This is a genomic window from Thauera sp. (genome assembly GCF_047601425.1).
Classification (GTDB): Bacteria; Pseudomonadota; Gammaproteobacteria; order Burkholderiales; family Rhodocyclaceae; genus Thauera.
Map to the genome: position 1 here is coordinate 1,275,513 of NZ_JASGJL010000001.1, position 14,521 is coordinate 1,290,033.

Here is a 14,521-nt window from a genome sequence, read left to right on the forward strand (position 1 = left end):
TGCGCTGACGGTGCACCCGGACCGGCGGCGCCCCCTGCACGCCTCGCTCACCGCCCAGCCCCAAGTCTGTCGCGCATCGCCCGCCAACGGCAGTATTCCCGGTCCATCATGAAATCGATCCGGGCCGCGACGCGCTGTCGGCGGGTTTCGGGAAACCTATACGTCGTCAGGGAGGAACACCGCCGATACGACCAGCGCATGCAGCCACCCCACCGCCAGCACGGTCAGGCGTCCCGGCGTGCGCCGACCAGGGGCCATGCGCTCACTCGATGATGGGCGCCGGCTCGCGATCCTCGAACGCGGACTGCACGGCCTCGACAACGCGCAAGGCCAGGGCCTCGTCACAGAGCACTGCATACTCCTTCACGAGCTTGCCCGAGACTCGCCATCCGTTCTCCTTGATCGACCGGATCATGCGCACGGCGTCCGGATCCGGCATCTCCAGCACGTCCTTGATGCGCCGCTGCGCGAGCTCGAACCGCAGCAGGACGCGAGCCTCGTCCGCCATCTCGTGCCGGATCGTGTGGGCGACGAGTTGGGCAGTATAGATCGCGTGCTCGGTGAGGTCCGGGTAGCGCCAGGCATGGTTGGCGTCGTCGTAGGCATCGAACACGAAGTTCGACCGCACGCCGTCTTCGTACGTGAGCATCTCCCCGAATCGGTGCGCGGTGTCGTATCGCCGCATGAAGGGGCGCGAGAACACCTCCAGCACCCGGTCGTAGCCGTGGCCGAACTCGCGCACGCCGGTGATGGTCGCCGACACGGGCAGGACCACACCGGCCGGAATGGCCTTGTCGCGCTGCAGCGTGTCGTTGATGAGGAAGCGGTGGATGCGTCCGTTGCCATCGCTCATCGGGTGGATGTAAACGAAACCGAATGCGATGACGGCCGCCCGCGCCAGCGCCTCCCGTCCGCGAGTCGCCTGCTCGAACGCCTTCAGGCCGTCCAGCACCGAAAAGTGGGGACCGATGTAGTGGACGATGTCGTCGCGAAGGCTTGCCTGACCGACGAAGACCGGCGATCGGCGCGTGCCGAGCCGAAGCGCCGTCTCGCCGAGGATGCCCTTCTGCAGCACGGTGAGACTGCCGATGCCGAGCGGCACTTCGAGCTTGCCGCAGTGCTCGGCCATGACGTGGGCAAACCGCTTGATGCGGTCGGTCTTGTCTGCCTCGTGCTCGATCAGGAAGCTCGCCCGTGACTCCTTGAGCGTGAGCCACGCCGCGGCGCGCATCAGCACGTCCTCGCCGAACTGGCGATCCAGTTCCACGATCGCACCGAACGGGTCGAACTGCAACGCCTGGCCGAGGGTCGGGGTGCGGCGGATGAGGGGGCAGAACGCAGGCGTACCCGGCAGGTTGTTGTTGATCCGCCAGCGCCGCTCCCGGACGGCCTCGGTGCGCGTCAGGTAGGCATCGGCGGACACCGCGTCAACATAGGTCCCGCCGCTCAGGTCCGGAACGTCCAGCCGGCGCCCGGTGAGCCACTCGTAGAAGAAGGCCGCACGGCGCGCATACTGGCCGAACGGTTCCGCCCTGCACCACTGTTCGAGCGGCTCCGGACCGCAGGCGGCAAACAGCCGCGCAAAGAATTCGAGGTGGATCTCCTCATACTTCAGGCCGAACTCGAAATGCCCCGCAAAGGTATCGGCCGGCCTGTAGACTCCCGGATACTGGTTCTGGATGCGCTCCGGCGACTCCCGCACCGAACGGGTGGTGCCGATGGTGGACTCCACGCGCAGGGGCTGTACCAGGACGATGCCGAACTGGGCCTCCAAGGCCTTGAAACCGATCCCCACGTTACAGAAATCCCCTTATGGTCATCAAAAAACGATGATGACCGGCCACGAAAAGAGAAAAATGATGACTGAAATGGTTACACAAACCCAATGAATAGCGAAGAAAAACGATGACGAAAAAGCCAGTCTTTCGAAAAATGATTAAAAAAACCTTGCGTCAAAGCGCCGCGGAGCTCCGATCCGCCCGGCCAGTGACGATGCCATAGCGAAAAACCTGGCCAGCGATCTGCTTGGCGCGGTGGGCGGAGTCGATCGCGCCTCGCACCTTGATACGCCTGAGCGTGCTCAACAGCTCCGGCGCCATGATCTCCGCGATTGGTCGAGCGCCCGATCCTCTCGCTTTGCGTGCATCGGCAAGCGCTACGTCAGGATAGCCTGCCGGGGCAAGCGTCTTGCGCTTGCCGTCGTAACGGTAGTCCAAACGCCAGAGTTTTCCACCTGTGGGCCGGATCAACAGATACAATCCGCGCTCGTCCGCGAGCTTGTAGGCCTGCGTCGTTCAGAGGCATCTCAGCACCCCATAAAGCGGTATACCGTCAAAGATAGCGCCGCTTTTGACGGTATGAGGTGCCACGGCCCGATCCTGCCTGACATAATGAAAAACCCGCAAAGCCTTTAGCGATGCGGGTTTCTGGTACTTCTTGCCACCGTGTGACAGTTGTTCTTGGTGGGTGCTGACGGGGTCGAACCGCCGACATTCGCCTTGTAAGAGTTTCGTATGACGTTAAAAATCAACAGCTTGAAAAAACTTCCGCCCGGATAAGGCACCCCACTACGGTAGGGCGACGTTCGGGGGAGCGCCCTGAATGATATTTCACTTCCCCGCTGTGGCTTCCGGGGCTGCGGTAGCCCCGACTGCGGCTCGAGCCAGCGCAAGCCCTGCATTGCACCGGGCTACAGCTTTATGCGCGCCGTTGCTCGTAATCCCAACTCGGTGCGCAGCATCGGCGGCGGCAAGGCCTTCGACGAGCACCAATCGGGCCACCTCCATCGAGTCGCCGCGCAGTCGTAGGAGCTGGCCAAGGGCCGCGAACTGTGGCTCGGTTAATGTTGTGCTCATAATCACACAATCAGCGCGGCTTTAACGACGCTACGCAGGAATGCCTGGGCGGTCTGCCCTGCTTCGGCGGCACGTGCTTTAACCATACGATGCTCGGTCTCTGTCAATTTGACCACGACCGCTGCATCAAGATCGACATTGTCGCCGTCAGACGGAATTGCAGCTTCAGCTATTGCGGCAGCGACTTCGCCAACAGTTGCGGATGCGCGGCCGATGCGTATCACGTCTGCACTTGAGTCATAGCGAACCCGACTTGCCGCTGATCCCGGTCGAGCACGAGCTATCTTCCGTACGCGGGCGTTTTCCAAAACTGCCTTTTGTTCAGTCGGGCTTCGGATCTTGTCTCCGTCAAACGCAAGCCGCGCTTGTGACGCGGTGAGCGTATATGCCGGGAGGTCTTCGGTAGTGTATTGCCCGTGGGAATCGACGGTCAGCACAGTAACCGGCCTCCCTTTCGCCAAGGCCTGCTGCTCTTCAATGGGCAAGCCAGCGAGACTACGAAGCACGGTGGGCATGCCAGCAAAGCGTACTACAGCCTCCGCATCCAGCCGACCGGAGGCAATCTGCGGAAGATAGACGGCCATTCCGGTGCGCAGATCGCTCAGGTCTTCACCACGCTTTTCCAGCTCTCCCCAAACCGAGGCCAGGTACGCGAGGTGGCGAGCGCTCATGGTGAGCGATAGGGCCAGTTCAGCCCGTAGTTCCTGCGTGCTGAGGTTGTTTAGCTCGTAAGGGGACAGCATCCCCTTGGGTTGCACCTTCACAATTTCATTCGTCATTATTTACACCCATGGAAGCTTCGATGCATTCAATGCCGGCCAGACGCATCGCATCGATGCGGTCGTGCCCCCCGACAAGGCTCCAGAATCGCCGCACGATCTCCCGCATTGCCAGCAGTTCGGCGTGGCTCAGCGCTCTGATTCTCTCAACCAGCAATGGCATGTCGTTCCCCCACTTTCCATCGTTCTCATGGCCATCGATCTCGGCCCATGCATATTTCAGCGCAGCGTCGTCATCAAGACGTCCATCGCTGAAAATGTCCAAAACGGCGGACCACTGGGTCAGGGTTAGTTTGGGCGCCAACGCAGCGACCATTTCCAGCCAGTCGGCGGCAATCTGATTGACCCGGCCGCTACGCTGTTGCTCAAATCCCACAAAGGCGGCGGTTAATGGCGGCCCTGCGTAGATCGTGTATTTTTCTGCCATGGCTGCTCCTACGTTTTTGGATTCCTGTGATCCAGCCTGCGCCCGGCGCGCAAGCTCATCGCCGATTGCCTGCATCCGCTCTAGCGCGCGCATGGCCCGTGCCGTGTAATAGATACGCACCTTCTCTTCCCTCGAGAGGGACGCATACCAGGCGCGACTACGGGCGCGTTCAGCCGCCCGCTGTTCGGGTGTCATCGCATCACGCTGCGCCTGACGCCTGGCTTTGTACTCAGCGGCGCGGATGGGGTCGGCTTTGATCGCCGCCCTCAGCCGTACATTTGCTTGTCGTTGAGCGGCGCGAATCTGAGCATCGAAGGCGGAATCCGACGCCCGCCGCTCGTGCAGGCGAGCCAGATACTCTTCACGCACTGCGCGCCATCGATCGGTATCTCGCTCAAGGTAGTACCGTTCGCGCTCTCGCTGTCGGTGGAATTCCAGGCTGCAGCGCTCGCTGCATGTCAGCGCACGCGGGCCCGCATCGAGCGGAATTTGATTGCCACAGACGCGGCACATGCGGTGCTTCCGCGCCTTACGACGGACCTCTTTCCGCACAGCCTCGTAAGCACTGTAGTCACGCTGCGCCGAACGGCGCCGATCCCGCTCTTCCCGGCATTCATCGCTGCAATACCGGGAGCGCGGATTGGCGCCCGGGGGCATGGCGCCCCCGCAGATTTTGCAGACGCGCGTCATGATTATGAGTTGATCCAGGATGCCTTTGCGGGCTTCCATGCCAACAGCACGCCGGATTCCGACTCTACGGTCAGCACCGTGCCTTGGAAAAGCTGGCTTCGGCTGGCAGCACGCTTCGCGCCAGTCAGATCCTTCGCCTCGACGATTTCCCCTTTACGGGTGCTGTTGAGGTCTTGCTTTTCAGTGATGATGAACTTGGCCATTTCTTTGCTCCTACACGCCCGGTATAGCATCGAGTGCTACCGTGGCTGGGGCCGGAATCTGCCGACTCAGATGGAACACGGTGCTGCATTCCATAAGCCTTATTATGGACGTTTAAACATCCACTGTCAATCATTTTATGCGACTTTTTGCAGATCCAGCCGCCACCACCCCGCCCAATCGCCGGACTCGATCTGCTCTGCACCCGGCATGCGGTGCCCGTCCAGGCGGTCCATGTACGCGACGCGATACCCCTGCTCGCCCAGCAGACGGACGATGAGGCGCAGGTGGCGCCGCGTGAGCCGGCCGTTGAAACCGGCGAGCTTGCAGACGTCTGCACTCATGCGCGTGACGTCGCCGATGGCAATGTACGGCGGACGATTGTCACGGGGCACATGATCGATCGCCCTCAGGGTGCCGCCGCGGTCTTCGTATGTGATAGCCACATAGCCGTCGTCGATCTGCTTGGAGGTCATGTCAATCCATTAAATGAAGCACCTGGCCGTCGGCCCGTCGATAATCTCGCCCGTTACCGGGTGGGCGCAGGCCCACCCCAGGTCAGCAGCGGTGACGCCTGATTTGTGCACCAGCTTGTACTGTTGCGGCGATGCGAGCATGAGCAAGTGAAGCTGACCATCGTCGAGATCGCGCACCCCAAGGCCCCAGCAGCGAGAGCCAAACCGAAGGGGCAGCACCTCAAATAGATTGTGAGTGGTGGGGAGGAAAATATCTGACACGTAACGGTCGATCATGCTGTCGCCCGTTACATTACGCAGCAGCCCGGTGCTCGCGACGGTTGAAACTCTGTTGAGTCCGCCGTCGAACACGCCTACCGCAAAACCCGTTGGCGCAATTTGCACATTGGGGAAATCGGGGATAACCGAACCATAATTCACCGCCCCGGAAACGCTGCCGACAGCGTAATTTACGGCGGTGGCGGAATACCCCTCACCCGGCAGAGTCGAGGATTCGTACGATTCCGTGACGCTATACAGAATGCTGACGCCATCCGCGCAACTGAGCGTGATATCGCCCGAAATTTCGACGGAGGTGATCGCTGTGTACCTTGTACTGCTGGCGCCCTCGAACAGGTGCAGGGACAAGTTGTGCGACGTCGTGACCTGGCCCGTGAAAACGACATCGACAAGCTGCAAATCGTCGTCGTTGTCGTAGTACGCCCCGACTAGCCTTCGGCCCTCGACGTTGTACGTTATAACCCCCGGCGGCATTGTCATGATGAGCCCCATCGACCATCCCGGCACAAACGGAGTGCCCGGCGGGAGGGTACGCGCAAAAACATCGCTGGTCGTGTCGCCGGGCAGGGCAACGGCTGGCGTTGTTGCGATACCGCCGCTTCCGTCGCCATGCCATAGCAAAACATCGAGGCTCTGCGGCGTGCTGCTGGTCCCTGAAATCAACGGTCGGACAGTTGCTTCCACATTCGGCGGCACGCCCTGCAGCTCGATCTCAGCCCCCCGGCTACCGATCGACGCCGAGGTGTGCTGTACGGGGTCAACCAACCCGTTGCTGACGAGATGCTCGAAGGCAATCGCCCCGTTTGTGCCGTATGACTCGGTGTAGTCGTATTGATGACTGAGCACGACTACACGATGCCCGCGGCTCGAAATCGCCTCGATGCATGCCCGGTACGGCCGGCCGTGCATCGAGGTATGAAACTCCCGGGCGCGGGTGATGACGTCGAGGCTCAGGCTGGATGGCACATCGATAGTCTGCACAACCTCGCCGACAGCCTGCCCGTGCTCGATGTGGCCGAATTTGCGGAATGTCAGCCGAAAAAACCGGGCGCCGTCGATGATGTTCCGAATCCGGACGAGCCAGCGGGCGCCGTCCTCGTCAACGTAAATCCATGCAGACTCCGGCGAGTTCGAGGGGAGCCTGCGCGCCAGCCGAGCCCCGTACATCCGCCGATTGGCACCCGAGATGATCCCGTAATCAAGCCAAGTTCGCCCGGCGGCGGTGTCGGCGGCGGCCTCTTCCGGCGAGACGGGCGGCAGCGGCGGCGTGCCGGGGACGCGCACGACGAATGAGTCTGTGCCGAATGGCGGCTCGCTGGGGCACGGGATCACGACACCGTCGGGCGTCGTGATGTTGCCAGTCTCCGCATCGTAGAGACCGTGCGAAGTGTCGCCGAATTTGACGACGCGGGAGAGCGGGTAGCGGGTGGGGCTGCAGCGGTTCATGGTTCGCCCTCGCCTGCGCCTGGGTCGGCGAAAATCATTTTCCCGTCGACCAGCGTGATCGATTCGATCGGCTCTTCGATGAAAGTCAGAATTCCGTTGACGCTGCGCAGCGGCCTCCCGGCGTGGTATGTGCGCAGGCTGGCATCGCGCTCTTCGAGCGTCACCCCTGTGCTGCCGCCGGATGCCGGCTGGCCGGTGCCAATGCCGCCCGGGCGCGCACCGACGGCGGGCTTGGGGATGAAATTCTTCCAGCCCGGCTCTTTTTTGAGCAGGCGGTCGATGGCGCGCTGCAGCTCGGACGAGGATGCGCGAGCCATGATCAGCTCTCGACGACGGGATTCGTCGCGAGGGACAGATCAGCATGCAGGCCGATCGGCAGGCCGCCTTGCACGGTGCGGACGTAGATCGCGAGCGCATTGGCGGCGCCGCTGGCGAGCGCGAGGCCGACATCGACACTCGCACCGCCGACAGCGGAATCGAGGCCGGCCGCGCTGAGCGCGAGCTTGACCTGCGAGGCGGCGGCGCCGGTGGCCGGGGTGGCGTCGATCGGCGCGATGGTGATCGCCGAGGCGCCCGGCGACGAGGACGCCTGCAGCGTCTTGCCGGACACCGGCGAACCGAAGTAGATGACGCGATCGACGGGGCCAAGCGTGGCGGCGATCGTGACGCCCTCGGTCTGAGGGCTGGTGAGCGCGGGGTCGTTGAAAAATCCCCAGGTAATGGTCATGGCAGGATCTCCAGCAGGTCGGTCGGTATCGCGACGGCGATCTCGGTGGCGGCGGTCAGCTCGCGCGGATCGCGGTCTTCGGCGGCCAGGTCGGGGGCCTGGATGCGCAACTGGTGGGGGTAGTACTCGACCCCCGACATCGAGCCCTCGTCGTTCGTCGAAAAGCCGATCATGGTTTCGTCGTCGAATGTCGCCGCGCCGGCGTTGCCGCCGACGAAGGTGTCGATGCGGCAGGACCAGGCCGACAGCGGCGGCCGGTAGCCGTCGGCCGGCTCGGCTGGCAGCGTCCATGCAGGCTGCGGGGCCGGGACGTTGCCGGGCATGCCGACGGCTAGCGTGATGTCCGAGACGGCGCGGCCGGAGCCGGTGTCGAGCACATGCTCGATTTCGACGATGGGCCCGAGTGCGCGCAGGCGCTCGGTTTCGAGCCGGATCGCAGTATCCAGCCAGAGGTCCGGCCGGCACGGCAGCGAGAAATGGACGCGGCCGGAGCGGCTGGCGGACCACAGCCGGACCCAGGCGCGATCGAGCAGTGCGCGCAGCAGCTCGTCGCGGTCGGCGAGGGTGGCACCGTCGGGCTGCCAAGCCACCGCGGCATCGCCGACGCCGAGTTGATCGGGCAGGTGCGGTGCGACGGTCGGGTCGCGCCCCCAGTCGGGCTGATCGAACTCCGCGTCCAGGCTGGCGCCGATCTCTTCCTCGACCGGCGGGCCGAGCTGGGCCTCGAGCTCGGGCCAGACGACCGTGACGGTGTAGTCGTGCGTGATGCTCTGCTGCCAGCGTGCGACGTAGCGGGCCGAGAAGCCGAGCGCCAGCGCGGGGGCGACGTCTGGCCGAATGATGTAGTACGCCCCATCCATCCCCGACTCATATTTCGGAATCGAGCTGTAGGAGGGCCTCGACGTTTGATACGTACCCGCACTAGGGTGCTCGATATCGAGGCGCGCGAGATCGAAGCCAGGCAGGCTCCCCGCCGCGCCCTCGACCATCGGCGTTGTCATCCAGAGCCGCGGCCCCTGCAGCATGTCGCCTGTGAGGTTGTGATACCACGGCAGGAAAAACGCCAGGGACTGCCGGTATTGCGCCTGCACGCCCCGATAGCGCAGCAGCGGGTAGCGGTACTGCAGCCGGCAGACGATGCGGGTGCGGAGCTGGTCGCGGCTGGGCAGATCGACCGACAGGCTGCCGTCGATCGTGTCCGCGGTACGGACGGTGAGCGTGCGCGCCGGGCTGCGCCACGGCAGCACGCGCGGCTGCTGGCGCACGTCCAGCGCCCAGGACGCGCCGACCGACTGGATGCGCTCGCCGAGGTAATCGAAGCTGTCCTTGGGATCGCCGAGGGCCGGATGCCAACGACCGCCGACCAGGCCGTCGATGATCGTGCGGGACGTTGCTGACCAGATTTCCTGCGCCTGGTCGGTGCAACGGCAGGAGATGGCACCGGTGGCGAGATCGACGGACGGCACATCGACTACGCCGGAAAACAGCAGTTGGATGCTACCGCCCTGCTCTGCGAATGCGATGCTGACCCGCTGCCCGACCAGCGCCAGCGGCGCCAGCGCGGCGACGGGCAGCCAGGCGATCTCGGCGACGCGGGCGGCGTCTGCGGCAACGGACACGCTCACCGGGCCGACCAGGCGCGCGGACACGTCGTCGGCACCGACCGTGACGAGCGCCGACCATCGGCCCGACGGCGCGGCTGCCCAGGCCGCGGCCCCGTCCAGGCCGCCGACGACATCGGCCGGCAGGACACGCACGGGCCATGCTGCGCTGGTGACGGCAGGCGCCGCGACGGTGATGGGCCATGTGGTGACGACCTGCTCGACGGGGACGGGCTGCACCGCCACCAGCCAGGGCGTGACGACGATCGGCGCGGCCTCGACGATGATGGGCCAGGCCGTTGTGACGAACTCGTCTTCCGGCTCCGGCGCACCACCCGATGCCGCGCTGGCGCCGATCGCGGCCAGGCCGATGGGCGACAGGCCGATGCTCATGAGTTGTAGCTGACGACCGCGCCGATGCGGCCGACCCACCGGAAATTATCGAACGATCCCGAGCTGACTGTGACTTCGATCGTGTCACCCGCGCTGGGGCCGGTTTTGATCGTGATCGACGCCTCGCCGCCGGTGGTGTCTCGCGTCACGGCGACAACGGGCGCACCGTCGAGCGCGACACCCGAGCCGTAGCGGACCACCGCTGAAACCTTGGCAGCATAGACATCGGTGTCGCTGGCGCCGATGACATCGATCTCCAGCAACGCGACACCGGCCGTGCCGGGCAGCCGCAGCCGCGAGGAGTTGGAATCCTGCAGCGTATCTGTCCATCCGTTGCCCGAGTACGTCTGCCCGACCCATGACAGCCGCGCAAAGTCGTATCCACCCTGGGCAACGACGGCGGATTTTTCCGTGCGGGCGCCGGGAAAGGCGAAACTCATTTCGCCTTGCGCCCGTGCGCCGGGGCATGCCACTGAAGACGATCCGACGGCCTGGGCGTTGTCGCCCAGCGCCACGCTGCCCTGCCCGGTCGCTTTCGCGAGACGCCCGAGGGCGACCGCATAAGCAGCAGCCTCGGCCCCGGACCCGAAGGCGACACCGCCATTGTTCGCGGTGGCGCCCCGACCAGCGGCGATGCCGCCGCTGATGACGGAGGGAGGAACAGAATCGAACTCCAGGCCGACGAGCACCCCGCATGCTGCCGAGACGACGCACGCGACATGCTTCGTGCCGGCGGTGAAATTGATCTTTGCGCCGCCGCTGCTGCTTGACTGCACGATGTTGCGGGCCAGCGTCCAGGTCGCGCCCGACTTTGTCAGCGTGCCGACGCCGATCTCCCACGCAGTGCCGGCCTCGTTGGCGACGCGGTAGGTCATGCGATCGCCGGTGGCGAAGCCGGCAGCGTCGAGCGATTGACGGCCGGCCAGGGCGGCGCCGAGCGTCAGGTTGCCAGTGCCGGTGGATGTGGTGGAGACCTCGACCAGGTCGCGGGCGATGTGGGGCATTCAGATTTCCTCGCAGGTGAGTTCCCACGTCGCTGCTGCGCCGGCGGCGTCGTAGCTCACTTGCACGCCGGTGATGGCATGCACAGTTAGCAGCGGATACCACAGCACCTGGTAGCCCGCCGCGCCGGGGATCGGCGTCAGCGTTGCGGTGTTGCCGGAAACGGCGACAGGCGTCGGCTTCAGCAGGCCATCGGACAGGACGGCCCAGCCGTAGGGCGGCGCGTCGGTGCGGCGCTCGGCGGGGATGTTGATGATGTTGCTGGCGGACTGGATCGAGCGCGCGGCGACGCAGCCGAGCGTGACTGGCTGCATCCAGTCGATAGCGTCCAGGCCGGGCGGGGCGACGCCCTGGGCGGACAGCGTCGTGCGCGTCTTGCGCCAGGACTGCTGCGGCACCGCGGCGCCGGCACCCAGGCGCAGCAGGGTGAAGCCGCCGAAATCCTCGTAGGTCTGCTGGATCTCGGTGTTGACGGCAAATGGCAACGTCTGGCCGTTGATGCTCAGCTCAACGCTCACCGGCGCCTCCCGACCTGCAGAGCAGCCTTGGTGAACATGCTCACGATCTTTTCTTCGATGCGCGCGTCGGTATATACCGGCACCTGCGAACCGTCCGGCAGCACCAACGGCCGGCCGGTGAGCGGCGGAAGTGTGGCTGGGCTGGGCGTTTCGACGCTGGGAATGGCGACGCGGGCCGCGAGCGGCATGCCGCCAAGTTCGCCGCCGTAGGCGAAGCGGGGCATTTCGCCGCGGTTGATGCGACGCATGTTCTCGTCACCCCACACGCGGACGGCCGGGCGCTGGATGACCCACTCACCGGGGGTGCCGCGATAGACGACGTGGTCGCTGCGATCGCCGCGGTTGGTGCCTGGCAGCGGGCCGCCGTAGGCGCGTGCGGGGGTATCACCGAGCAGGCGGCTGGTGGCGGCATCCGGGGTGACGGGGTCCACGATTACCGTGGGGATCACGATGGGGTTGGCGGCCAGCTTGGCTTCGAGGGCCGCGCGGAGCTGATCGGCGCTGGCTTCAGCGCCCGCCTGGTCGAAGCCGATCTCAAGCATCTTGAGATACTCGGCGTCGGCTACCGTCTGGGTGATCAGTTTCAGGAGCTCTTCGGCATGGGCCTGCTGTTTCTTGATGTTGGCGTCGGCTTCGCCTTCGAGGCCGGCGGCGGCCTCGTCCTGTACCTGTGCGATCTGTTTGGCGAGGTACTGCAGCACGTAGGCGCTTTCCTGGCCGGACTGATCGAGCTGCTGGACGATTTGCTTAGCGCGTTCGGCCTGCTTGATCGCGCCTTCAAGATCGCCGCGACCGAGGGCCCCCCTGGCTTGGGTGATCTGGTACTGGGCATCCAGGCCGGTTTTCTGCTTGCTGCCGCCCTGCCCCAGGCCTTCGGCGAATTCCTTGTTCGATTGCTTGAGCTGGGCGCGCCGCTTCTCGGCGGCTTCGCGGGCGCGCTGGGCGGTCTCGATGGCCTTGTTCGTTTCACGATAAGCCAATACCTGGGAATTCAGTTGAACCTGCAGACGCCCGGTTTCTTCCGCCTTGATTTGGGTGAGCTTGTTGGCATGTTCCCTGGCTGCGGCGAGCCTGTCTTCTTCTGCCTTGGCGATGCGGCGGCCGGCCTCCTCAATGTTTTCTGCGTCTTCGGTGAGCTTCTCGGCCAGGTCTCCGGTGCCTTGCGCAGCATGTTCGGCAGCATCGCCGGTCTTGGTGAACGCGGGGATCAACAGCGCCGCCGCGCCGAGCAGGAGACCGATCGGCCCGCCCAGCAGGCTCAGTCCTCGGCCGAGGATGCTGACAGCACCAGCGGCCCGCGTCATGGATGCTGCGGATGCAGTCGCTGCTGCAGCGGTGGCGGTCAGTTCCTTGCGTGCAACTGCAGCCGGCGCGCTGATGGCCATGGCCTTGCGGAGGGACTGCCAGGCAGCGGCATAGCTCTTGAGGGCGAAGAGCACGACCGGCCCGGCAACCGCGACCGACCCGAGCGCTGCGACGGTGGTCTGGATGCCATCCGGCAGGCGGTTGAAGGCGCCGATGATAGCGGTGATGCCCTCGAGCAGCGGCGTGAGCGAGGTAACGGCGAGGCCGACAGCAAGCTGTGTGTCCTCCAACGCAGAATTGAAGAGCCTGATGGAATGCTCAGGCGTGTCGGTCATAGTCTTGAATGCCGCCTCGGTGCTGCCGGCCTTGTTGGCCATTTGATCGAGGATGTCGGCGAACTGCCCAGCCTGGCCGCCCGTCAGCGCGAGGGCGGCGCTGAGGGCTTCGGTGCTGCCGAGCAGGATGGCGAGTTGGTCGGCGTTGCCGCCGGTGGCCTTCCGCATCTGCTCCAGGAAGCCGGCGAAGCCCTGCGCCTTGAGCGCGGCGAGGTTGTAGTTGAGGCCCAGTTCTTCGGCCAGCGTGGCCGCCTGCTTGCTGGGCTTGACCACGGCGGTGAGGATGGCCCGCACCTGGGTGATGGCCTCGGACGTTTCCACCCCGGCCAGGGTGAGCGTGGAGATGGCGGCCATCAGGTCGTCGAGGCTGGTGCCGGTTTGCGCGGCCAGCGGCGCCACCTTGCCGATGCCGGCGGCCAGTTCGTCAATGCCGGATTTGCCGGCCAGGGCGGCGACGAAGAAGGCATCGGACACGTTGGTGGCCGTACCGGCGGCCTCGCCGTAGGCGTTCAGGGTGCTGGTAAGGCCGTCTGCCGCCACGGCCACGTCGGTAATGCCGCCGATAGCCAGCTTGTTGGCAACCGTCAGCGTATCGACGGCGCGCCCCGTGTCGGTGATGCCGGCGGAGACGATGTCGTACAGTGCCTCGGCATTGCTGTTGAGGCCTGTGCCGAACTGCTGGTTGAGCTCGCGGATTTTAGCGCCGAGGCCGGGGATGTCGCTGGGGTTATCGACGTTGGTGCGGATTTTCGCCATGGCAGTGGAGAAGTCCACCGCCAGCTTTGTGGCCGGGCCGAATGTGCCCTGCAAGCCCTTGATCGCCACGGTGCCGGCCGTGAAATTCGCGGCGGCGTTGGCGAAGGCTTCGGAGGCGGATTCGCCCTGCTTGGCGAGTTCGCCCAGATCGGCGCCCGTGGTCTGGGCTTCGCGGCCCATGTCGCCGAGTACCTGGGTGGCGATCTGGCCGCGCTGCTCCATCTCGACCAGTTCTTCGCGCAGGCGGCGTTCGGCTTCGGCCAGACTCTTGGTATCGACGCCGGCCGCCTTCAGGTCGCCCCGCATGCGTTGCAGCGCGACCTGCTTGGCCTGCAGTGCAGCCTGCGCCTGCTGGACCTCCTTCCGTGCGCGGGAGAACTCCGACGTGAGGGCGCGGCTGGGGTTCTCGGTGTTTGTGAATTCACGCCCGAGCGCCTGAGCTTTGGCCTGGGCCTGCTCCAGCGCAGTGGCGGCTTCGCCGGTTTCGCGCTTGAGCTTGGCGAAGGCCTCGACCAGCCCTTGGGTGGATTCGATCTTGCGCAGTTCTTCGGCTAGCGCCCGGAACTTGGGCGCAAGCTCGCCGCCGGCTTCGGATAGCCGGTCGATTTCGTCCGCCAGCGATCGAACGTTGCCGTCGCCGGAGGTTTCGGTGTTGATGCGGAGGGTGACGTCCTGGTTTGCCTTCATGCGTTCACTTCGATTTTCCGCTGGCGACCTTGCAGGCGGTCATG

Annotated in this window: 14 protein-coding genes and 1 pseudogene; all 15 read right to left on the bottom strand. The window is 64.9% G+C overall.

Going from position 1 to position 14,521, the window contains the following annotated elements; genetic code table 11:
* Window positions 1-262 precede the first annotated feature (262 nt).
* Window positions 263-1,795 (bottom strand): Fic family protein, encoded by a 1,533-nt coding sequence (locus QM748_RS06170; RefSeq protein ID WP_415246153.1) that lies wholly within the window; start codon window positions 1,793-1,795, stop codon window positions 263-265.
* Between the two features lie 157 nt (window positions 1,796-1,952).
* The gene (locus QM748_RS06175; protein WP_415248027.1) at window positions 1,953-2,111 is read right to left on the bottom strand and encodes a phage integrase central domain-containing protein; all 159 of its coding nucleotides are present in this window, start codon (window positions 2,109-2,111) and stop codon (window positions 1,953-1,955) included.
* 27 nt (window positions 2,112-2,138) lie between these two features.
* Window positions 2,139-2,267, bottom strand: a pseudogene (locus tag QM748_RS06180) (Arm DNA-binding domain-containing protein); the annotation flags it as partial.
* 342 nt (window positions 2,268-2,609) lie between these two features.
* Window positions 2,610-2,855 (bottom strand): TrfB-related DNA-binding protein, encoded by a 246-nt coding sequence (locus tag QM748_RS06185; protein ID WP_415246154.1) that lies wholly within the window; start codon window positions 2,853-2,855, stop codon window positions 2,610-2,612.
* 2 nt (window positions 2,856-2,857) lie between these two features.
* Entirely contained in the window at window positions 2,858-3,634 is a 777-nt protein-coding gene (locus QM748_RS06190) for a hypothetical protein (RefSeq protein ID WP_415246155.1), read from the bottom strand.
* Window positions 3,624-4,790 (bottom strand): DUF2116 family Zn-ribbon domain-containing protein, encoded by a 1,167-nt coding sequence (locus QM748_RS06195; protein ID WP_415246156.1) that lies wholly within the window; start codon window positions 4,788-4,790, stop codon window positions 3,624-3,626. Before QM748_RS06195 ends, QM748_RS06190 begins: the two co-directional genes overlap by 11 nt.
* On the bottom strand, window positions 4,754-4,954 hold the full coding sequence (locus tag QM748_RS06200; protein ID WP_415246157.1) for a hypothetical protein: 201 nt from the start codon (window positions 4,952-4,954) through the stop codon (window positions 4,754-4,756). Before QM748_RS06200 ends, QM748_RS06195 begins: the two co-directional genes overlap by 37 nt.
* Window positions 4,955-5,089: 135 nt before the next feature.
* On the bottom strand, window positions 5,090-5,428 hold the full coding sequence (locus QM748_RS06205; protein WP_415246158.1) for a hypothetical protein: 339 nt from the start codon (window positions 5,426-5,428) through the stop codon (window positions 5,090-5,092).
* 9 nt (window positions 5,429-5,437) lie between these two features.
* Window positions 5,438-7,153 (bottom strand): hypothetical protein, encoded by a 1,716-nt coding sequence (locus QM748_RS06210; protein WP_415246159.1) that lies wholly within the window; start codon window positions 7,151-7,153, stop codon window positions 5,438-5,440.
* Window positions 7,150-7,470: a hypothetical protein gene (locus tag QM748_RS06215; RefSeq protein ID WP_415246160.1), complete on the bottom strand. Its 321-nt coding sequence runs from the start codon at window positions 7,468-7,470 to the stop codon at window positions 7,150-7,152. The genes QM748_RS06210 and QM748_RS06215 overlap by 4 nt, the downstream gene beginning before the upstream one ends.
* Before the next feature lie 2 nt (window positions 7,471-7,472).
* Window positions 7,473-7,880: a hypothetical protein gene (locus QM748_RS06220; protein WP_415246161.1), complete on the bottom strand. Its 408-nt coding sequence runs from the start codon at window positions 7,878-7,880 to the stop codon at window positions 7,473-7,475.
* Entirely contained in the window at window positions 7,877-9,874 is a 1,998-nt protein-coding gene (locus tag QM748_RS06225; RefSeq protein WP_415246162.1) for a hypothetical protein, read from the bottom strand. Before QM748_RS06225 ends, QM748_RS06220 begins: the two co-directional genes overlap by 4 nt.
* On the bottom strand, window positions 9,871-10,878 hold the full coding sequence (locus QM748_RS06230) for a hypothetical protein (RefSeq protein ID WP_415246163.1): 1,008 nt from the start codon (window positions 10,876-10,878) through the stop codon (window positions 9,871-9,873). The genes QM748_RS06225 and QM748_RS06230 overlap by 4 nt, the downstream gene beginning before the upstream one ends.
* Complete coding sequence (locus tag QM748_RS06235) at window positions 10,879-11,394, bottom strand: hypothetical protein (RefSeq protein ID WP_415246164.1); 516 nt, start codon at window positions 11,392-11,394, stop codon at window positions 10,879-10,881.
* Window positions 11,391-14,477, bottom strand: coding sequence for a phage tail tape measure protein (locus QM748_RS06240; protein ID WP_415246165.1), 3,087 nt, complete (start codon window positions 14,475-14,477; stop codon window positions 11,391-11,393). The genes QM748_RS06235 and QM748_RS06240 overlap by 4 nt, the downstream gene beginning before the upstream one ends.
* Window positions 14,478-14,521 lie beyond the last annotated feature (44 nt).

Coding starts and splice junctions, on each gene's coding strand:
- QM748_RS06215 (WP_415246160.1), bottom strand. CDS start 7,470: ATGGCTCGCGCATCCTCGTCCGAGCTGCAGCGCGCCATCGACCGCCTG.
- QM748_RS06205 (WP_415246158.1), bottom strand. CDS start 5,428: ATGACCTCCAAGCAGATCGACGACGGCTATGTGGCTATCACATACGAA.
- QM748_RS06190 (WP_415246155.1), bottom strand. CDS start 3,634: ATGACGAATGAAATTGTGAAGGTGCAACCCAAGGGGATGCTGTCCCCT.
- QM748_RS06185 (WP_415246154.1), bottom strand. CDS start 2,855: ATGAGCACAACATTAACCGAGCCACAGTTCGCGGCCCTTGGCCAGCTC.
- QM748_RS06230 (WP_415246163.1), bottom strand. CDS start 10,878: ATGCCCCACATCGCCCGCGACCTGGTCGAGGTCTCCACCACATCCACC.
- QM748_RS06220 (WP_415246161.1), bottom strand. CDS start 7,880: ATGACCATTACCTGGGGATTTTTCAACGACCCCGCGCTCACCAGCCCT.
- QM748_RS06240 (WP_415246165.1), bottom strand. CDS start 14,477: ATGAAGGCAAACCAGGACGTCACCCTCCGCATCAACACCGAAACCTCC.
- QM748_RS06210 (WP_415246159.1), bottom strand. CDS start 7,153: ATGAACCGCTGCAGCCCCACCCGCTACCCGCTCTCCCGCGTCGTCAAA.
- QM748_RS06200 (WP_415246157.1), bottom strand. CDS start 4,954: ATGGCCAAGTTCATCATCACTGAAAAGCAAGACCTCAACAGCACCCGT.
- QM748_RS06225 (WP_415246162.1), bottom strand. CDS start 9,874: ATGAGCATCGGCCTGTCGCCCATCGGCCTGGCCGCGATCGGCGCCAGC.
- QM748_RS06195 (WP_415246156.1), bottom strand. CDS start 4,790: ATGGAAGCCCGCAAAGGCATCCTGGATCAACTCATAATCATGACGCGC.